This is a genomic window from Sphingomonas taxi, from assembly GCF_000764535.1.
In the GTDB taxonomy this organism is placed as follows: Bacteria; Pseudomonadota; Alphaproteobacteria; order Sphingomonadales; family Sphingomonadaceae; genus Sphingomonas; species Sphingomonas taxi.
This window is the reverse complement of record NZ_CP009571.1, coordinates 2,646,536-2,664,194: the sequence shown is the minus strand read 5'-3', so window position 1 is coordinate 2,664,194 and position 17,659 is coordinate 2,646,536. Positions and strand designations below refer to the sequence as shown.

Annotated in this window: 18 protein-coding genes; 9 read left to right on the top strand and 9 right to left on the bottom strand. The window is 68.4% G+C overall.

Annotated elements, in window-relative coordinates; all coding sequences use genetic code 11:
• Positions 1–122: 122 nt before the first annotated feature.
• Positions 123–944, top strand: a complete 822-nt coding sequence (locus tag MC45_RS12180) for a ferredoxin--NADP reductase (RefSeq protein ID WP_038663541.1) — start codon at positions 123–125, stop codon at positions 942–944.
• Positions 945–1,023: 79 nt separating this feature from the next.
• On the opposite strand, the gene MC45_RS12175 is transcribed toward MC45_RS12180, so the two are convergent.
• Positions 1,024–2,262 carry an MBL fold metallo-hydrolase gene (locus MC45_RS12175; protein WP_038663539.1) on the bottom strand — a complete coding sequence of 413 codons (1,239 nt, stop codon included), beginning with the start codon at positions 2,260–2,262 and terminating at the stop codon, positions 1,024–1,026.
• 129 nt (positions 2,263–2,391) lie between these two features.
• On the opposite strand from MC45_RS12175, the gene MC45_RS12170 reads away from it, so the two are divergent.
• Both MC45_RS12170 and argB read left to right on the top strand, forming a co-directional pair.
• Positions 2,392–3,954: an amidase gene (locus tag MC45_RS12170; RefSeq protein WP_425423970.1), complete on the top strand. Its 1,563-nt coding sequence runs from the start codon at positions 2,392–2,394 to the stop codon at positions 3,952–3,954.
• Between the two features lie 259 nt (positions 3,955–4,213).
• A complete protein-coding gene (gene argB / locus MC45_RS12165; RefSeq protein ID WP_038663532.1) occupies positions 4,214–5,113 on the top strand; it encodes an acetylglutamate kinase in 900 nt (299 codons plus the stop codon).
• 15 nt (positions 5,114–5,128) lie between these two features.
• Here the strand turns inward: argB and MC45_RS12160 are convergent, their stop codons facing one another.
• Both MC45_RS12160 and MC45_RS12155 read right to left on the bottom strand, forming a co-directional pair.
• The gene (locus MC45_RS12160) at positions 5,129–5,536 is read right to left on the bottom strand and encodes a DUF4345 domain-containing protein (RefSeq protein WP_038663529.1); all 408 of its coding nucleotides are present in this window, start codon (positions 5,534–5,536) and stop codon (positions 5,129–5,131) included.
• On the bottom strand, positions 5,533–5,985 hold the full coding sequence (locus MC45_RS12155) for a DUF2721 domain-containing protein (RefSeq protein ID WP_038663526.1): 453 nt from the start codon (positions 5,983–5,985) through the stop codon (positions 5,533–5,535). The genes MC45_RS12160 and MC45_RS12155 overlap by 4 nt, the downstream gene beginning before the upstream one ends.
• Positions 5,986–6,080: 95 nt before the next feature.
• On the opposite strand from MC45_RS12155, the gene MC45_RS12150 reads away from it, so the two are divergent.
• From MC45_RS12150 to MC45_RS18945, 3 genes are all read left to right on the top strand, one after another.
• Entirely contained in the window at positions 6,081–7,169 is a 1,089-nt protein-coding gene (locus MC45_RS12150) for a GNAT family N-acetyltransferase (RefSeq protein ID WP_245640717.1), read from the top strand.
• Positions 7,170–7,205: 36 nt separating this feature from the next.
• The gene (locus MC45_RS12145) at positions 7,206–7,751 is read left to right on the top strand and encodes a 3'-5' exonuclease (protein ID WP_038663523.1); all 546 of its coding nucleotides are present in this window, start codon (positions 7,206–7,208) and stop codon (positions 7,749–7,751) included.
• Between the two features lie 166 nt (positions 7,752–7,917).
• Entirely contained in the window at positions 7,918–8,094 is a 177-nt protein-coding gene (locus MC45_RS18945) for a DUF4169 family protein (protein WP_081974428.1), read from the top strand.
• 6 nt (positions 8,095–8,100) lie between these two features.
• On the opposite strand, the gene MC45_RS12140 is transcribed toward MC45_RS18945, so the two are convergent.
• Genes MC45_RS12140 through cyoA form a run of 5 tightly spaced genes read right to left on the bottom strand, consistent with a single transcriptional unit; the run spans position 8,101 to position 12,964 of the window.
• On the bottom strand, positions 8,101–8,745 hold the full coding sequence (locus tag MC45_RS12140; protein ID WP_038663521.1) for an SURF1 family protein: 645 nt from the start codon (positions 8,743–8,745) through the stop codon (positions 8,101–8,103).
• Between the two features lie 38 nt (positions 8,746–8,783).
• Positions 8,784–9,176, bottom strand: coding sequence for a cytochrome o ubiquinol oxidase subunit IV (cyoD, locus tag MC45_RS12135; RefSeq protein WP_038663518.1), 393 nt, complete (start codon positions 9,174–9,176; stop codon positions 8,784–8,786).
• Positions 9,173–9,802 (bottom strand): cytochrome o ubiquinol oxidase subunit III, encoded by a 630-nt coding sequence (gene cyoC, locus MC45_RS12130; protein ID WP_038663515.1) that lies wholly within the window; start codon positions 9,800–9,802, stop codon positions 9,173–9,175. Before cyoC ends, cyoD begins: the two co-directional genes overlap by 4 nt.
• Positions 9,803–9,807: 5 nt before the next feature.
• Complete coding sequence (cyoB, locus tag MC45_RS12125; RefSeq protein WP_137899090.1) at positions 9,808–11,820, bottom strand: cytochrome o ubiquinol oxidase subunit I; 2,013 nt, start codon at positions 11,818–11,820, stop codon at positions 9,808–9,810.
• A gap of 10 nt (positions 11,821–11,830) precedes the next feature.
• Positions 11,831–12,964: a ubiquinol oxidase subunit II gene (cyoA, locus tag MC45_RS12120; protein ID WP_038663509.1), complete on the bottom strand. Its 1,134-nt coding sequence runs from the start codon at positions 12,962–12,964 to the stop codon at positions 11,831–11,833.
• Positions 12,965–13,180: 216 nt separating this feature from the next.
• On the opposite strand from cyoA, the gene MC45_RS12115 reads away from it, so the two are divergent.
• A complete protein-coding gene (locus MC45_RS12115; protein ID WP_038663507.1) occupies positions 13,181–14,509 on the top strand; it encodes an MFS transporter in 1,329 nt (442 codons plus the stop codon).
• A 206-nt stretch (positions 14,510–14,715) separates the two neighbouring features.
• Here MC45_RS12115 and MC45_RS19335 read toward each other — a convergent pair whose 3' ends face one another.
• Positions 14,716–15,456 (bottom strand): EF-hand domain-containing protein, encoded by a 741-nt coding sequence (locus tag MC45_RS19335; RefSeq protein WP_052075646.1) that lies wholly within the window; start codon positions 15,454–15,456, stop codon positions 14,716–14,718.
• Positions 15,457–15,578: 122 nt separating this feature from the next.
• Between MC45_RS19335 and MC45_RS12105 the strand changes: the two genes are divergently transcribed.
• Both MC45_RS12105 and MC45_RS12100 read left to right on the top strand, forming a co-directional pair.
• The gene (locus MC45_RS12105; RefSeq protein WP_052075645.1) at positions 15,579–16,313 is read left to right on the top strand and encodes a response regulator; all 735 of its coding nucleotides are present in this window, start codon (positions 15,579–15,581) and stop codon (positions 16,311–16,313) included.
• Positions 16,310–17,656, top strand: a complete 1,347-nt coding sequence (locus MC45_RS12100) for a sensor histidine kinase (protein WP_052075644.1) — start codon at positions 16,310–16,312, stop codon at positions 17,654–17,656. Before MC45_RS12105 ends, MC45_RS12100 begins: the two co-directional genes overlap by 4 nt.
• Positions 17,657–17,659 lie beyond the last annotated feature (3 nt).

The window sequence follows — 17,659 nt, the reverse complement described above, 5'->3', positions numbered from 1 at the left end:
TGGGGTAGCCGCCAGGGCTCGGCAATGACCGGCAGGGGCATGGCCAAGCTTTGCTTTGGTTGACCCGGCGGCGCGGGGTTCATAATGCGATCCCTTCGCAAACAACCCGAAGCCCGTCGCGCATGACCGATCTCCGTTCCCCCAAGACCCTGCCCGAGACCAAGGCGTTCGCGAACGTCAAGGTATTGTGGGTGCGCCACTGGAACGACCGGCTGTTCAGCTTCGCGGTCGAGCGGCCGGCGAGCTTCCGCTTCCGCTCGGGCGAGTTCGTGATGATCGGCCTGCCCGGCGACGGCGAGGGCGCGAAGCCGATCATGCGCGCCTATTCGATCGCCAGCCCGCATTATGCCGAGGAACTGGAATTCCTGTCGATCAAGGTCGAGGACGGACCGCTGACCTCGAAGCTCCAGCTGATCGAGCCGGGCGACGAAGTGTATATGGGCAAGAAGCCGACCGGTACGCTCGTCACCGATGCGCTGGTCGGCGGCAAGCGGCTGTTCTTCTTCTCGACCGGCACCGGCCTCGCGCCGTTCCTCAGCCTCGCGCGCGATCCGGACGTGTACAGCATGTTCGATCAGGTGATCCTGGTCCATTCGGTGCGGCAGGTCAGCGACCTCGCCTATCACGACGAATTGCAGGCGCGGCTCGCCGAGGATCCTTTGGTGTCGGACGAGGCGGCGACGCAATTCCACTATGTCCCGACGGTGACGCGCGAGCCGTTCCGCACCACGGGGCGGATCGGCGACCTGATCGAGAGCGCGGCGCTGTTCGGCGACCCGGTGCAGGGGGCGAAACGCCTCAACCCCGAGACCGACCGGATCATGCTGTGCGGGTCGATGGCGATGATCCGCGAGACCGCGGCGATGCTCGACGGGCTGGGGTTCGAGGAAGGCTCGAACGCCAAGGCCGGGACGTATGTGATCGAGCGCGCGTTCGTGGATTGATGCCAGTTCCCTTCTAGGTTTGGGACGCGAGCAAAATGGAAACCTGTCATCCCCGCCTGCGCGGGGATGACAATTATGGTCAGGGCAGCGCCTTCATCTCCGGCGTGTCGAGGCAGCGCATCATCTCGGGCGGGGTCATCGGCTTGCCCGCTGCCGGCGTCGCGTAGGGCGCCACCTCGAACGGCACGCCGAGCCGTTCCGCGGTGAAGCCGCTGCCGCCGGTGCAGCGCATCGCCGCGGCGAGCATCTTCGGCGGCGTGTCATAGCCTTCGTAGGACAGGCGGAACGTCCCCCAGTGGATCGCCAGCGACCGCGCCGCGCCGAGCCGCTGGTGGATCAGCGCCGCCTCCGCGGGGCCGACATGGCTGCCCGAGGACATCTGCCCCGGCTGGAAGCGGAAGGCGCCGATCGGGATCATCGCGAAGCGGATCGGGCCATAGGCCGCCGCCTCGGCTGGCCACAAACCGTCGCCGAAGCCGGTGTCGCCCGCGAAGAACAGATTGCCGCCGCTCGGCAGGCGGACGACGAAGCTCGACCAGAGCGCGCGGTTGCGGTCGGTGAACCAGCGGCTGCCCCAATGATGGTTGCGCGTCACGAACACCTGCGCGCGATCGCCGGGACACCAGCTGTCGGGATCGCAGCGGATGTCGCGGCTGGTGTCCTTCAGCCCGGCGGCGGTCAGCGTCGCGCTACCGCCCCAGTCGAGCCCGAGCGCCTTCGCGCCGGTCTGGCCGACGACGCTGTCGTTGCCGAGGCTGGTGATTATCGCCGGCGTGTCGCGTCGCCACAGCCGTTGCAGCGTCGCCTTGTCGAGATGGTCGTAGTGATTGTGGCTGAGCAGGACGAGGTCGATCTTCGGCAAATCCCCGAACCGCACGCCGGGTGCGGCGACGCGCGCGGGGCCGAAGCCGAGCGGGCCGGCGCGCTCGGCATAGACCGGGTCGGTGAGGATATTGAGGCCCTGCGTCTGGATCAGCACGGTGGCGTGGCCGATCCACGTCACCACCATCCGCTCGCCGTCGACGCGCGCGGCGGGCTTCGATGGCGCCACCGGGACCCCCGCCGGCCAGACCGGGCGGCCATCGCGGCCGGTGAGCTGGCGCCACAGAAAGCCGCCGCGGCTGCCGCCGCCGGGCAGGCCCTGCGTGTCGCGATCGTTGTCGGGATTGAAGAAGCGCGCGCCGTCGTAGTGATCGGTTGCCGGGCCTTCGTAATAGAGCCGATCGAGGAAGCGCGGCACGATCGTCACCGCGAGGCCGGTGACGACGATCAGCAGCACCAGGATCGCGGCGGCAATTCTCGTTATGCGCGCTGTCATCGTCCTGATCCCGATCAAGATGGCGGAGGGGTGGAGGTGGAACGGCGGATATCCGTACGGCGGAACGCTTGCGCGTCGCCGCTACGGCCCTAGCATCGCTCGAAAAGCACAGGGGGTTCCATGCGTCGGATGTTTCTTGCCGTTCTGCTCGCCGCGTCGGCCTCGACCGCGATGGCGAAAACGCCGCGGGTCGAAGAGGTGTCGCTCGAACAGGTGCAGGCGCTGATGACCGCGGGCAAGGCATCGAGCGTCGAGGTGACGCGCGCCTATCTCGACCGGATCGCGGCGATGGATCGCAAGGGGCCGACGCTGCGCAGCGTGATCGCGGTCAACCCGGACGCGCTGGCGCAGGCGAAGGCGCTCGACGCCGAGCGCAAAGCGGGGCGCGTCCGTGGCCCGCTGCACGGCATGCCGGTGCTCATCAAGGACAATATCGAGACCGCCGACCCGATGGCGACGACCGCGGGCAGCCTCGCGCTCAGGGACAATGTCACGCGCCGCGACGCGCCGGTGGTAGCGGCGCTGCGCGCGGCGGGCGCGGTGATCCTCGGCAAGACGAACCTGAGCGAATGGGCCAATATCCGCTCCAGCCATGCGATGAGCGGGTGGAGCGCGGCCGGCGGGCTGGTGCGCAACCCCTATGCGCTCGACCGGACCGCGTGCGGCTCGTCGTCGGGATCGGGCGCGGCGGTGGCGGCGAGCTTCGCCGCGGCGGCGGTGGGGACGGAGACCGACGGGTCGGTGGTCTGTCCGTCGTCGATCAACGGGCTGGTCGGGCTGAAGCCGTCGATCGGGCTGGTTAGCCGCACGCATGTCGTGCCGATCAGCCATTCGCAGGATACGCCGGGGCCGATGGCGCGCAGCGTGCGGGACGCGGCAATCCTGTTCTCGGCGATGGTCGCGGCCGATCCCGCCGATCCGGCGACCGCCGGCGCGGTGACGCGCGATTATGCCGCCGGCCTGTCGGTGAGCGCGCTGTCGGGGGTGCGCGTCGCCGTGGTGCGGCCGGAGGGACTGTCGGTCGAGGTGACGGCGACATTCGATGCCGCGCTCGCGGTGCTCAAGGCGGCGGGCGCGGTGCTGGTGCCGGTCGATCCGCCCAAGCTCGATGGCGTCGGCGACGCCGAATTCACCGTGCTCAAGACCGAGCTGAAGGCCGATCTCGACGCCTATCTGGCGACCACCCCGCCGGCGGTGACGGCGCGCACGCTCGACCAGCTCATCGCGTTCAACCGCGCGCATGCCGCCGAGGAGATGCCCTTCTTCCAGCAGGAGACGTTCGAGGCGGCGGCGCAGACCAAGGGGCTGGGCGATCCGGCGTACAAGGCGGCGCGGGCGAAATCGCTCAGGCTGGCGAGCGAGGCGATCGACGGCATGCTGCGCCGCGCGGGCGCGACATTGCTGGTCGAGCCGACTTATGCGCAGGCGTGGCTGAGCGATCCGGTGTACGGCGATCAATATGGCGGGCCGTCGTCGTCGGAACTGCCGGCGATCGCGGGTTATCCCAACCTCACCGTGCCGATGGGGCTCGCCAAGGGGTTGCCGGTCGGACTGTCGTTTATCGCCACCAAGGGCGGCGAGGCGACGGTGCTCGGCGCGGGCTATGCCTATGAACAGCGGGCCAAGGCGCGGGTGGCGCCGCTTTATGTGCCGCAGGCGGACGTCGGCGAGGGGCTGGACGGGCGGCGGTAGGGGCGACGACGGTTCGTGGGGTTCCATCACCCGTCACCCCGGACTTGTTCCGGGGTCCACTTTGCGGCGAGGAGACGGGCTTGAGGCTTGAGCGCGCGCTTGCGGCCCGGTGGACCCCGGAACAAGTCCGGGGTGACGGAGTGGGTGTGGAGAGGGCGAGGCTTGCACGATCCATCATTGGCCTGCTCAATATCCCCCGCATCGAAGCACTTGCCACAGAGGCTTTGAAGCCGGGCGATCCGCGGCTAAAGGCGCGCGCATGACCGACTCCATCGCCACCGCCGCGCTGCTCGCCAAGGCCGAGACGCTGACCGACGCGCTGCCCTATCTGCAGCGCTATGCGGGCAAGACCTTCGTGGTCAAATACGGCGGCCATGCGATGGGTGATCCCGAACTGGCGCGGGACTTTGCCGAGGATGTCGTGCTGCTCAAGGCGGTCGGCATCAACCCGGTCGTCGTCCATGGCGGCGGGCCGCAGATCGGCGCGATGCTCAAGCGGCTCGGTGTCGAATCGCGCTTCGTCGACGGGCTGCGCGTCACCGATGCCGAGACGGCGCGGATCGCGGAGATGGTGCTCGCCGGGTCGATCAACAAGGAAATCGTCGCCTGGATCGGCCAGGCCGGCGGCCGCGCGGTCGGCATTTCGGGCAAGGACGCCAATCTCGTCACCGCGCAGAAGGTCGGGCGCGAGACGCCGGACACGTTGCAGGGGATCGAGCGTCACGTCGACCTCGGCTTCGTCGGCGAGCCGGTGGCGGTCGACCGGACGATCATCGATACGCTGTCGGCGAGCGGCATCATCCCGGTGATCGCGCCGATCGCGATGGGCGCCGATGGCCAGACCTACAATATCAACGCCGATACGATGGCGGGGGCGATCGCCGGGGCGCTCGGCGCGGCGCGCTTCTTCCTGCTTACCGACGTCGCGGGGGTGCTCGACAAGCAGAAGACGCTGCTGACCGATCTCGATCCGGCGCGGATCGCGGCGCTCAAGGCGGACGGCACGATCTCGGGCGGGATGATCCCCAAGGTCGAGACCTGCGTCGCCGCGGTCGAAGCGGGGGTGGATGCCGCGGTGATCCTCGACGGCCGCGTGCCGCATGCGATGCTGCTCGAGATATTCACGTCGGAAGGCGCGGGGACGCTCGTCCACGCCTGAGCCCGACCGGGCGGCTCAGTGCGCCGCCCGCCAGCGGTGCGCGAACGCCGCCTGCCAGAGCATCAGCAGCGGCACCGCACCCAATTCCATCGCGAAGCCGAACAGATGGCCCGGCGACGGCGCGCCGACCGCGACCAGCGACACGACGCGCGACAGGCCGCCCGCGACGACGAGCGCGCCGAGCAGGCGGAAACGCGGCCCGGTCGCCTCGATCCGCGGCACGCAGCTGGCGAAGGCGATGCCGACGCCGAGGAAGATGCCCGAGATATAGCGGAAATGGCTGTCGAGGTCGGTCGGGATCACCGGCGGATGGCCGAGGAAGCCGGGACCGTGCAGCACGCTCTGCCCGCCGACCGACAGCGGCACGAGGCAGGCGAGCGCCACCACCGCCTGCAACAGACGCCGTTCGGCGGCGAGGCTCACGACAGGATCTCCTTGCGGACGTGGATCGCGCGCAGCGACACGCGCACCTCCCACATGAAGGCGGTGAGGCAGCAGATCAGCAGCGCCACCGCGACGATGAAGGCGAGCGCGATCCACGTGCCGATGTGGAATTTGGCGATATTGGCGATGAACAGCAGCGCGATGACGACGCAGGCCATCACCGCGCTCGACACCGCGAGGAACAGCGCGGCGTTGATGATCGACATGCGCTCGTCGAGCAGCTTCAATTCCCAGATGTCGCGGACACGATCGGCGCCGGTTTCCAGACCGAGCACGCGCTCTTCGAGGATACGGGCGCGGTCGATGACGCGGGCGAGCCGCCCGGCGAGGACGTTGAGGATCTGGCCGATCGCCGCCAGCATGAACACCGGCGCGAGCGACAGCTGGATCGTCTGCGCGATCGTCGAAACCTGGAAGAACACTGGCATGGCCCCATCATAGGGCGCGCCGCGCGAGGCGAAAGGGTGCACGGCTCGCCGCAATCTGCACCGATTGGTAAGGCGTGGCGGTTAGATGCGCCGGGGTGACCGAAGCGATGCTCCTTGCCGAATTCCAGCGGCTGCCGCCGGTGGCGCGCGCCACGATCGGCGATGGGCTGTCCGCGGCACTCGACGACGTCGCCGCGCGCGCCGCGGCGAGCCACGGCTTCCTGCGCTACGGCTGGTTCGCCGCGGCGCTGGCCGCTTATGGCGGGCGGGCGCGGACGTTGCTGGTCGAGGAGGACGGCGTGCCGACCTGCGCGCTGCCGTTCGTCGGTGTCGGGCCGGGCTGGGCAAGATTGGCGGCGGTGCCGGGCAGCTATTGGCCGTTCCGCAGCTTTCCGCTCGCCGCCGGGGCAAGCGAGGCGACGCTGCGCGCGGCGCTGGCGACGCTGGCGGGCGCGGTCAACGGCTTGCGGATCGGCCCGGTCTATGACGGCGATGCGGCGGCGGCACCGCTGATCGCGGCGGCGCGGGCGAGCGGCTGGGCGGTGCTCGACCGGTTCGTCGCCGACAGCTGGCTGCTCGACATGGCGGCGTTGCAGACGGAGGGATGGCCGCGCGGCTCGACGCTGCGCAAGAACCGCTTCCATGAGAAGCATCTCGCCAGCCACGGCGTGACGGACTGGCGCTTCGTCAGCGGCGCGGACTGGCCGGCGGCGTTCGACGCACTCGCGCAGATCGAGGCGGTAAGCTGGATCGCGGCGCGCACCGATGGCTCCGACGCGAAGTTCACCACCACCGGCCACGGTGCCTTCTGGCGTGCGGCCTCGGCGGATCCGGTGATCGCCGGCATGTTGCGCGCGGCGTTGCTGACGATCGACGGCACGCCCGCAGCTTTCTCGTTCGACATCGATGCGGGCGACCTCAAATATGCGATCGCGAACAGCTACGACCCCGCTTACGCGAAACATTCGCCGGGCAAGTTGCTCTATTACCGCAATCTCGTCGAGGCGCTGGGGCGGGGCGTCACCCGCGTCGATTGGGGTGCGGGCGACAGCGGCTACAAACAGGTGATCGGCGCCGACAAGGGGCCGGCGATCCGCGACTGGTTGCTGCTGCGGCCCAGACTGCCGGCGCTGGTCGGGCGATTGGCGCGCGGCGCTTGGCGGCGATCGGGGCAGGGCGGCTAGACGCACCCCTTCGGCCTGCTTAGGCGTTGGCGGATCATGCTCGTATTCCTCGATTTCGAAGCCTCGTCGCTCGCCAAGCTGAGCTATCCGATCGAGGTCGCCTGGGTGTTCGAGGACGGGCGCGAGGAAAGCCATCTGATCCGGCCGGCGGCGCAATGGACCGACTGGGACGCGGCGGCCGAGGCGATCCACCACATCCCGCGCGCGCGGCTGGAGGCAGAGGGGACTCCGCACGACGTCGTCGCGCGGCGGATGATCGAGACGCTGACCGGGCACGACCTGTTCGCGAGCGCGCCGTCGTGGGACGGCAAATGGCTGAGCGCGCTGCTGCGTGCGGCGAAGCTGCCGCGCCACGCGCTGCGGTTGCGCGATACCGAGGACGCGCAGCGCGATACGGCGACGGCGATCCTGCGCGACGTCGTGCCGGCGGAGCTGCTCGGGCGTGCGGTGGCGGAGGTGGTGACGCTCGCCGAGGTGCGCGACCGCGACGTGCCGGCGCATCGCGCGCTGGCGGATGCGCGCGACGAATGGAAGCACTGGTGCGTGGTGAAGCGCGCGGCGGAAGCGCGGGCGGCCGAGTAAGTCCTCCCCCGCAAGGGGGAGGGGGACCGTTCGGCGTCAGTCGAATGGTGGAGGGGCAGGTAAGGGAGGGAGCTTCATTACAAAGCTCCCACCCTTACCTCCCCCTACGTCCCGGCTTCGCCGTGCCACCTCCCCCTGGCGGGGGAGGACTGATATGAGGCTCCCCATGGCCGAGATCATCAACCTGCGTCTGGCGCGCAAGGCGCGCGATCGTGCTGCCGCGACGCGGACCGCCGAAGCCAATCGCGCCAAATTCGGCCGCACGAAAGCCGAGCGTGCCGCCGACGTAGCCGAGCGCGAACGCGCGGAGCGGATCGTCGACGGCGCGAAGCTGGACGACTGACGCGGGTCAGCGCGGGCGGCGGACCCGCCACGCCATCAGCGCGACCAGTGCCGCCAGCCCGAACCAGGTCAGCGCATAGACCAGATGACTGTTGTGGAAGCGGACGACGGTAAGGCCGCCACGCGGCCAGCCGCTCTTCGGTTCACTGGCATCGATGAAATAGGGGGCCACCCGGCCGAGGTGCTTGGCCGCGGCGATTCCGGCGACGTCGCGCGAATACCAGCGGTCGGCGGCGGGGTCGTTGCTGCGGAGGAAGCCGCCGCCCGGCTCGGTGAGGCGGAGCAGGCCGCGCACCGTCTGCGGCGCGGGGGAGGGGGCGACGCGGCTGCGCTGCTCGCCGGGGACGAAACCGCGGTTGATCAGCAGCGCGAAACCGCGGTCGGTGTCGAAAGGGGTGAGTACCCAGAAGCCGCCGCCGAGTTCGGTCACGGCCTGCACATAGGTGTCGGCGCCGGTCCGGTAGTGACCGGTCGCGACGACCGGTCGATAGGCGTCGCCGGTGCCGAGGACGGGCCAGTCCGCCGGCCCCGGCGCCGGAACCGGCGGGCTGGCGAGCTGGCGCTCGGTATGCGCGATCAGCGCGAGCTTCCACGTCCGCCGTTCGAGCTGCCAGATGCCGAGGCCGATCAGCAGCGCGATGACGACCAGCATGACGCCGGTCGCCCATCTCCGGCGGGACGCGGTGGTGCTCACATCGCGCCCGCGTCCATGCTGGGCATCATGTTCGTGTTCATATGATACATGACCCAGAGCGAGCCGGCGAGACAGATCGTCAGGACGATGATCGTGAAGATCAGCGCCATCAACGTCCAGCCATTCTCCGACTTGGAGTTCATGTGCAGGAAATAGATCATGTGGACGACGATCTGCACCAGCGCGAACACCATGACGATACCCGCGGTGATCCGCGCGTCGGCGATGACGCCGCTCATCACCAGCCCGAACGGAATGGCGGTGAGGATCACCGACAGGATGAAGCCGATCAGATAATCCTTGCGGCTGCCGTGCGCGCCTTCGGACGAATGACCGTGGCCGTGCGCGTTATCGTGCGCGTCGTGACCGTGATGCGTGTCCGCGCTCATCGCAGCACTCCCAGCAAATAGACGAAGGTGAAGACGCCGATCCAGATCACGTCGAGGAAGTGCCAGAACAGCGACAGGCATTGCAGACGACGCTGGTTGGCGGCGATCAGGCCCTTGCGGCCGACCTGCACCATCAGCGTCACCAGCCAGATGATGCCGAAGGTGACGTGCAGCCCGTGCGTGCCGACGAGGGTGAAGAAGGACGACAGGAAGGCGCTGCGCTGCGGCCCGGCGCCTTCGTGGATCAGCGTCGAGAATTCGTAGAGCTCGATGCAGAGGAAGGCGAGGCCGAACAGGCCGGTGATCGCCAGCCAGCCCTGCACGGCGCGGACCTTGCCGTCGTTCATCGCCAGCATGGCGAAGCCGTAGGTGATCGACGACAGCAGCAGCATCGAGGTGTTGAGCGCCACCAGTGGCAGCTCGAAGATCTCGTGCGGCTGCGGGCCGCCGGCATAGCTGCCGCCGTAGACGCCATAGGCCGCGAACAGCATGGCGAAGATCAGGCAGTCGCTCATCAGGTACAGCCAGAAGCCCAGCATCGTGCTGCCGCCGGCGTCGTGATGATGTTCGTCGGTCTCGTAGAAGACCGGGGCCTGTGTGCCCGGGGGAATGGTTGCTTCGCTCATGGTCCTCAGGCCCCCGCGACCGCTGCGTGCGTGGTCAGCTGCCGGGTATGATCGTCCTCGGCGGCGGTGACTTCGGCAGCGGTGATGTAGAAATCGCGGTCATAGTTGAAGGTGTGGCCGATCGCGACCGCCAGCAATCCGACGAACGCCAGCGCGGCGAGCCACCAGATGTACCAGATCATCGCCAGGCCGACGACCATCGACAGGCCGGCCAGGATGATGCCGGCGCCGGTGTTGCGCGGCATGTGGATGTCGCGGAAGCCGGTGATCGGCCGTTCGGCGCCGTTCGACTTCATGTCGTACCAGGCGTCGAGATCGCGGACGACGGGCGTGAAGGCGAAATTGTACGCCGGCGGCGGCGACGAGGTTGCCCATTCGAGGCTGCGGCCATTCCACGGATCACCGGTGAAGTCGCGCAGCGCCTCGCGGTTGCGGAAGCTGACGTAGAACTGGATCAGGAAGGCGGCGATGCCGACCGCGATCATCGCGGCGCCGATCGCGGCGATGATGAACCAGATCTGCAGCGACGGGTCCTCGAAGTGGCGCAGGCGACGCGTCACGCCCATCAGGCCGAGTACGTAGAGCGGCATGAACGCGACATAGAAGCCGATGACCCAGAACCAGAAGCTGATCGTGCCCCACTTCTTGTCGAGCTTGAAGCCGAACGCCTTCGGGAACCAATAGTTGATCCCGGCGAACATACCGAACAGCACGCCGCCGATGATCACGTTGTGGAAGTGCGCGATCAGGAACAGCGAGTTGTGCAGCACGAAATCGGCGGGCGGTACGGCGAGCAATACGCCGGTCATGCCGCCGATGACGAAGGTGATCATGAACGCGATCGTCCACATCATCGGCAGTTCGAAGCGGATCCGGCCCTTGTACATCGTGAACAGCCAGTTGAAGATCTTGGCCCCGGTCGGGATCGAGATGATCATCGTGGTGATGCCGAAGAACGAATTGACGCTCGCGCCCGACCCCATGGTGAAGAAGTGGTGCAGCCAGACGAGATAGGCGAGGATGGTGATGACCAGCAGCGCGTAGACCATCGACGTATAGCCGAAGAGGCGCTTGCCGCAGAAGGTCGAGGTGACCTCGCTGAACACGCCGAACGCCGGCAGGATCAGGATGTAGACCTCCGGGTGGCCCCAGATCCAGATCATGTTGACGTACATCATGGGGTTGCCGCCCATGGTGTTGGTGAAGAAGTGCGTGCCGACGTAGCGGTCGAGGCTGAGCATCGCGAGCACCGCGGTCAGCACCGGGAAAGCGGCGACGATCAGCACGTTGGTGGCGAGCGCCGACCAGGTGAAGATCGGCATCTTCATCAGGCTCATGCCCGGCGCACGCATCTTGACGATCGTCGCGAGCAGGTTGACGCCCGACAGCAAGGTTCCGACGCCGGCGATCTGCAGCGACCAGATGTAATAGTCGACGCCGACATCGGGCGAGTAATCGAGCCCCGACAGCGGCGCCATCGCCAGCCAGCCGGTGCGGGCGAACTCGCCGACGAACAGGCTGGCCATGACGATCGCGGCACCCGCGGCGGTCATCCAGAAGCTGAAATTGTTGAGGAACGGGAAGGAGACGTCACGCGCGCCAATCTGGAGCGGGACGACATAGTTCATCAACCCGGTGACGAAAGGCATCGCCACGAAGAAGATCATGATGACGCCGTGCGCGGTGAACACCTGGTCGTAATGGTGCGCGGGCAGGAAGCCCTCGTTGGGGCCGAACGCCATCGCCTGCTGCGCGCGCATCATGATCGCGTCGGAGAAGCCACGCAGCAGCATGACGATACCGAGGATCATGTACATGATCCCGATCTTCTTGTGGTCGACCGAGGTGAACCATTCCTTCCACAGATAGCCCCAGACCTTGAAATAGGTCAGTGCGGCGATCAGCGCGGCGCCACCCATCGCGACGACCGCGAAGGTGCCGATCAGGATCGGTTCGTGGATCGGGAAACTCTCGAGCGTCAGGCGCCCGAAAATCGTCTTGAGCAAAGCATCGGACATCAGGTCGGTCCTACGAACGGGCGGCGGCGGTGAGGCCGGTCAGCATGGCGGGCAGCGGGGCGGCGGAGGTCATCGAGCGATTGTCTTCGTTGCCGGGTTTGTTGCTGCCGGGCGGGGCGGGACGGGGGGCGTTACGGTGCGGGCTGCTGCCCTTCTCCTCGGGCTCCTTCTGCAAGGCGCCCTTCGATTCGCTGCCACGCATATGGCCGCTGTCGTTGACCGGGTCGCCGTGTCCGCTGTCGCGATGCGGGTCCCTGGCGCCGTCCTTCATCATCGTCGCCTGCATGCAGGTCTCGCCCGGCTTGGTGCACATGCCGAGGATGCGGTCGAACAATTGCGGCTGGAACGCGGCGTAGCGGATCGCCGGCACCTTCTCGCTCGGCTTTTCGAGCTGGATATAGGTCGCCATGTCGAGCTTCGCCGGCGCGCTGCGCGCCTCCGAGGCCCATTTGGCAAAGCCGGCGTCGTCGACGCTGTCGACGGTGAAGTGCATGTCGGAGAAGCCGGCGCCGCTATAGTTGGCGGACAGGCCCTCGAACCGGCCCGGCTTGTTGAGCACGGCGTGCAGCCGCGTCTCCATGCCCGGCATCGAATAGATCATGCCGGCCATCGCGGGGACGTAGAAGGTGTTCATCACCGACGACGAGGTGATGCGGAAGCGGACCTGGCGGTTCATCGGCAGGACCAGCTCGTTGACCGTCGCCACGCCCTGTTCGGGGTAGATGAACAGCCACTTCCAGTCGAGCGACACCACCTGGATCTCCAGCGGCTTGTCGGTCTTGGCCAGCACCTTGCCCGGCTCCAGCCGTGCCAGCGGGCGATAGGGGTCGAGCGCATGGGTGCTGATCCAGGTCAGCGCGCCGAGCGCGATGACGATCATCAGCGGCGCCGACCAGATGATCAGCTCCAGCCCGGTCGAATGGTCCCAATGCGGCTCGTAATCCGCCTCTTCGTTCGTGTGGCGGTATTTCCACGCGAACAGGATGGTCAGCGCGATCACCGGGACGATGATCAGCAGCATCAGGCCGGTCGACCACAGGATCAGATTGGCCTGCTGGCGCGCGACGTCGCCGGACGGGTTCATCACCACCCAGTCGCACCCGCCCAGCAGGGCAGGCGCAAGGAGTGCGACGGCAGTGCGCATGGCGCGTGCACGACGGGGCGGGAGGGGGGAGAACGGGAAGGTTCGCATCGTCAGGTCCGGTACGCCTGTGTGCTGCACCGCAAAATAGGACATTTTGTCCTATCCCCGTGCGCCGCCGGCTGCGGTAAGGGGTCATGTTGGCGCTGCGTCCGAAACCGGGTGCGGCGCGTTGATGACTGACGGCCCTCGGGCTGCGAGACGACAGGACTGCGATACATGTCAGTGGCTTCCGCCCATTCCGGATCGCTCGAACGCGATGCACGTGCCGTCAACACGCAGGGGGACCATGAGGTCCACCCGGGTGAGATCGCGATCGGCGTCATCATCGGGCGCACGTCGGAATTCTTCGACTTCTTCTGCTATGCGATCGCCTCGGTCATCGTCTTTCCGGCGCTGGTCTTCCCGTACGTCGACCGGCTGACCGGCACGCTCTATTCGTTCGCGCTGTTCCCGCTGGCGTTCATCGCCCGCCCGATCGGCACGCAGATCTTCATGTGGGTCGATCGCGAACACGGCCGCGGCACCAAGCTGACGATCGCGCTGTTCCTGCTCGGCACCTCGACCGTGTCGCTCGCCTTCCTGCCCGGCTATGCCGAGGTCGGCGTGTGGTCGGCGATCCTGCTCGCCGCCTTTCGCATCGGCCAGGGCCTCGCGCTCGGTGGTGCCTGGGACGGTCTCGCCTCGCTGCTCGCGCTCAACGCGCCGCCGGAGAAGCGTGGCTGGTATGCGATGGTGCCGCAGCTCGGTGCGCCGCTCGGGCTGATCGTGGCGAGCGCCTTGTTCGCCTTCCTGCTCGCCAACATGGAGGGCATCGACTTCCTGTCGTGGGGCTGGCGCTATCCGTTCTTCGTCGCCTTCGCGCTCAACGTGGTGGCGCTGTTCGCGCGGCTGCGCATCGTCGTGACGCCGGAATACAGCCGGCTGTTCGAGACGCGCGAGCTTACCCCCTCGCGCGTCACCGCGACGGTCAAGGCGCAGTGGCGCAACATCGTCATCGGCGCGTTCGCGCCGCTCGCCAGCTTCGCGCTGTTCCATATGGTGACGGTGTTCCCGCTGTCGTGGATCGCGCTCTACACCAACGAGGATATCGCGCGCTTCCTGGGGATCGAGATCATCGGCGCCTTCTTCGGGCTCGGCGCGGTGGTGATTTCGGGCCTGCTCGCCGACCGGATCGGGCGGCGTTCGGTGCTCGGCTATACCGCGGCGGCGATCGCGGTGTTCAGCGGCTTCGCGCCGCAGCTGCTCGCCGGGGGCGATGCGGGCGAGCTGGCGTTCATGATCGGCGGCTTCGTGCTGCTCGGCCTGTCGTTCGGCCAGTCGTCGGGCGCGGTGACCAACAATTTCCCCAAGCGGGCGCGCTATACCGGTGCGGCGCTGACGTCGGACCTCGCGTGGCTGTTCGGCGCGGGCTTCGCGCCGCTCGCCGCGCTGGTGCTGGCGAGCCAGTTCGGGCTGCTGGCGGCGGGCGGGTACCTGCTGTCGGGCGCGTTCGCGACGCTGGTGGCGCTGGGGCTCAACAAGGAGCTGGCGCGGCGGCTGGATTGATCCGGCGGCGGGGGTGACCTCCAGCGCTGTCCTCCTGTTTTGCGAGGAAGCAACGCCGTCCAAACTCCTCCCCCGCCAGGGGGAGGTGGCAGGCCGAAGGCCTGACGGAGGGGGAGGATACGGTGGGCTTGCCGTATGTGGAGACGCCCCCTCCACCACCCGGCTATGCCGGGCGGTCCCCCTCCCCAGCTAAAGCGAGGGAGGAATTAGTCCCGGCCGAGGCCGGTCATGTCGCCGCCGGGGCCGGTGCCTGCGCCGCCGAAGCCACCACCCGCGCCGCCCATGCCGCCACCGCGGCGGCCGCCGCCGCCGTGATGGCCGCCACCACCGCCGCCACGCCCGCCGCCGCGACTCATCGCCGCGGCGCGGCCGGTGACGTGGGGCAGTTCGTCCCAGCTCAATTTGCCGTCGTGGTTCTTGTCGAGCGAGGCGAAGCGCTTGTCGGCGGCGTCGGCGAATTCGCGCGCGTCGACGCCGCGGTTGAAGTTGCGGTCCGCCGCAGTGACCGGCTCGGGGAGCTGGAAATAGCTGAAGCGCGCCGCGCCGAGCTTGCCGGCGTCATAGGCAGGCGCCTTGCCGCCGCCGTCCGAATCGGAACTGCTCGCGATCACCCCCGACCCGCCGCTGCCCGAGCGGACCTCCGGCGCGATCGTGCTTTCGTAATAATCGATGTCGTCGGGATCGATCTCGCCGTCGTGCTTGCGGTCGAGCGTCGCGAAGAAGCGACTGGCGTCGGCCTGGAACTCGGCGCGGGTGATCGCGCCGTCCTTGTTGGCGTCGGCCGCGTCGAACCAGGCGCGTTCGGGATCGGGCGCGGCATCGTCGCCGTGGAACGGCTGGCCCATCGGACTGATGAAGGTGCGGCGGTTGCCGTGGGCGGGCGGCTGTTGGGCGGCGACCGGCACGGCGGTGCAGGCGAGCAGGGCGATGACAATGGTGCGATTCATGGCGGTTCCCCGGGTGAACGACACTGTGAACCAGCCCAATGTTGCAGTTGGATGTCCACGACCGGCGCAACCCGATATCATGCGGTTATCCGGCGGAAACAATTCGGCGCCAAGAGAGGGCGATGATGAGCCAACAGCACAATGCAGGGGCATCGGGGGACGAACCGGCGGCGATCCTGGTGGTCGACGACGATCGCGAGATCCGTACCCTGCTGACCCAGAGCCTCGGCGCGCGCGGCTATCGCGTGCAGGCCGCCGCCAACACCCGCGAGATGGACGCGGTGCTGGAGCGCGACCGGATCGACGCGGTGCTGCTCGACGTGATGATGCCGGGCGAGGACGGCATCTCCGCCTGCCGCCGCATCACCCGCGACGGGGGCCCGGCGGTCATCATGCTGAGCGCCTTGGGCGAGGAACGCGACCGCATCGTCGGGCTGGAGATCGGTGCGAGCCATTACCTGACCAAGCCGTGCAGCGCGCGCGAGGTGATCGCCACCGTTCGCGCCGCGCTGCGCAGCCGGCAGCAGGCCGAGCCCGCCGACCGGTCGCGGCTGAGCTTCGACGGCTGGACGATGGACCTGATGGCGCATGAATTGTTCGACACGCAGGGCGTGCTGGTCGGGCTGACCGATGGTGAGTTCGCGCTGCTGCGCGTCTTCGCCGAGCGGCCGCGGCGGGTGCTGTCGCGCGAGTTGCTGCTCGAGGCGGCGCGCGGTCCCAACAGCGAGGCGTTCGATCGCGCGATCGACGTGCAGATCAGCCGGCTGCGGCGCAAGCTGCGCAGCGGCGGCGACGACATCATCCGTACCATCCGCAACGAAGGCTATCTGTTCGTGCCGGCGGTGGCGCGGACATGAGCTGGCGGCCGGCGTCCCGACTGGGGATCGGCTGGGTCGCCAAGTCGCTGTTCTGGCGCGTCTTCCTCGTGATGCTGCTGAGCGTCGCGACGGTGCAGGCGCTCAACGTCGCGCTGGTCGTGTTCATCACCCCGCCGACGCCGCGCATCTTCTCGGTGCCGCAGGTCGCCACCGCGCTGCGCACCGGCCGCGACGCGACCGGCGAGGTGCTGGTGACGCGCGAGGCGAGCAACCCCGCGCCTTACGATGCGCGCGGTGCGCGGATCCGGCGGCTGATGGCGGCACAGCTCGAACTGCCGCTCGACCTCGTCCACGTCCATTTCGGCGGGCCGCCGCCGATCGTCTTCGGGCCGATGCCGCGACGCGAGGGCTATCCCGAACGGGCGCGCTCGCCCGATGCGCGCAATCAGATCCTGTTCGGGCGCTTCACCGTCTCGGTGCATCAGCCCGACGGCAGCTGGCGGATCGCGCGGGCGGCGCGCACCGGCTTCGAAAGCTGGCGGTGGCGGGCGTTCCTGTGGCTGCTGGCGGCGCTGGTCGCGATCGCGCCCTTCGCCTGGCTGCTGGCGCGGCGGCTGACCAAGCCGATCGCCGCCTTCGGCGCGGCGGCGGAGCGGCTCGGCCGCGATCCGCGCGCGGCACCGTTGCCGCTCGGCGGGCCGGCGGAGATCGCCGACGCGGCGGCGGCGTTCAACCGCATGCAGGCGCGGCTCAATCGCTATGTCGAGGATCGCACGATGATGATCGCGGCGATCGCGCACGACCTGCGCACGCCGCTGATGCGGCTGGGCCTGCGGCTGGAGCGCGCGCCCGAGCCGCTGCGCAGCGCCAGCGAGGCGGACATCCGCGACATGCAGGCGATGATCCAGGCGGCGCTCGGCTTCTTCCGCGACGGCAACCAGATCGGCGAGCGGCGCCGGCTCGACCTGCGCTCGCTGGTCGAGAGCGTCACCGACGAACTGGAGGATCGCGGCGAGCCGGTGACGCTCCACGACGGCGAGCCGCTGGTGATCGAGGGCGATGCGGCGGGGCTGAAGTCGCTGATCGCCAACCTCGTCGGCAATGCGCTCAAATATGGCGGCGATGCCGAGGTGATGCTGAGCCGGATCGACGGCCATGCGCTGATCGAGGTGCGCGACCATGGTCCCGGCATCGCGCCCGAGGATCTGCATCGCCTGTTCGAGCCCTTCTTCCGCGGCGAGCGGTCGCGCAACCGCGATACCGGCGGGATCGGGCTGGGGCTGAGCAGCGTGCGCGGCGTCGCGCGCGCGCACGGCGGCGATGCGACGATCGCCAACCATCCCGACGGCGGCGCGATCGCGCGGGTGACGTTGCCGGTGTAGGGG

Bases quoted from the DNA above. Each gene is read 5' to 3' on its own strand.
- MC45_RS12170 (WP_425423970.1), top strand. From the start codon at position 2,392: ATGTTTCTTGCCGTTCTGCTCGCCGCGTCGGCCTCGACCGCGATGGCG.
- argB (WP_038663532.1), top strand. From the start codon at position 4,214: ATGACCGACTCCATCGCCACCGCCGCGCTGCTCGCCAAGGCCGAGACG.
- MC45_RS12145 (WP_038663523.1), top strand. From the start codon at position 7,206: ATGCTCGTATTCCTCGATTTCGAAGCCTCGTCGCTCGCCAAGCTGAGC.
- MC45_RS12140 (WP_038663521.1), bottom strand. From the start codon at position 8,745: ATGCTGGTCGTCATCGCGCTGCTGATCGGCCTCGGCATCTGGCAGCTC.
- MC45_RS12115 (WP_038663507.1), top strand. From the start codon at position 13,181: ATGTCAGTGGCTTCCGCCCATTCCGGATCGCTCGAACGCGATGCACGT.
- MC45_RS12155 (WP_038663526.1), bottom strand. From the start codon at position 5,985: ATGCCAGTGTTCTTCCAGGTTTCGACGATCGCGCAGACGATCCAGCTG.
- MC45_RS12105 (WP_052075645.1), top strand. From the start codon at position 15,579: ATGATGAGCCAACAGCACAATGCAGGGGCATCGGGGGACGAACCGGCG.
- MC45_RS18945 (WP_081974428.1), top strand. From the start codon at position 7,918: ATGGCCGAGATCATCAACCTGCGTCTGGCGCGCAAGGCGCGCGATCGT.
- cyoA (WP_038663509.1), bottom strand. From the start codon at position 12,964: ATGCGCACTGCCGTCGCACTCCTTGCGCCTGCCCTGCTGGGCGGGTGC.
- cyoD (WP_038663518.1), bottom strand. From the start codon at position 9,176: ATGAGCGCGGACACGCATCACGGTCACGACGCGCACGATAACGCGCAC.
- MC45_RS12100 (WP_052075644.1), top strand. From the start codon at position 16,310: ATGAGCTGGCGGCCGGCGTCCCGACTGGGGATCGGCTGGGTCGCCAAG.
- MC45_RS12175 (WP_038663539.1), bottom strand. From the start codon at position 2,262: ATGACAGCGCGCATAACGAGAATTGCCGCCGCGATCCTGGTGCTGCTG.
- cyoC (WP_038663515.1), bottom strand. From the start codon at position 9,802: ATGAGCGAAGCAACCATTCCCCCGGGCACACAGGCCCCGGTCTTCTAC.
- MC45_RS19335 (WP_052075646.1), bottom strand. From the start codon at position 15,456: ATGAATCGCACCATTGTCATCGCCCTGCTCGCCTGCACCGCCGTGCCG.
- MC45_RS12180 (WP_038663541.1), top strand. From the start codon at position 123: ATGACCGATCTCCGTTCCCCCAAGACCCTGCCCGAGACCAAGGCGTTC.
- cyoB (WP_137899090.1), bottom strand. From the start codon at position 11,820: ATGTCCGATGCTTTGCTCAAGACGATTTTCGGGCGCCTGACGCTCGAG.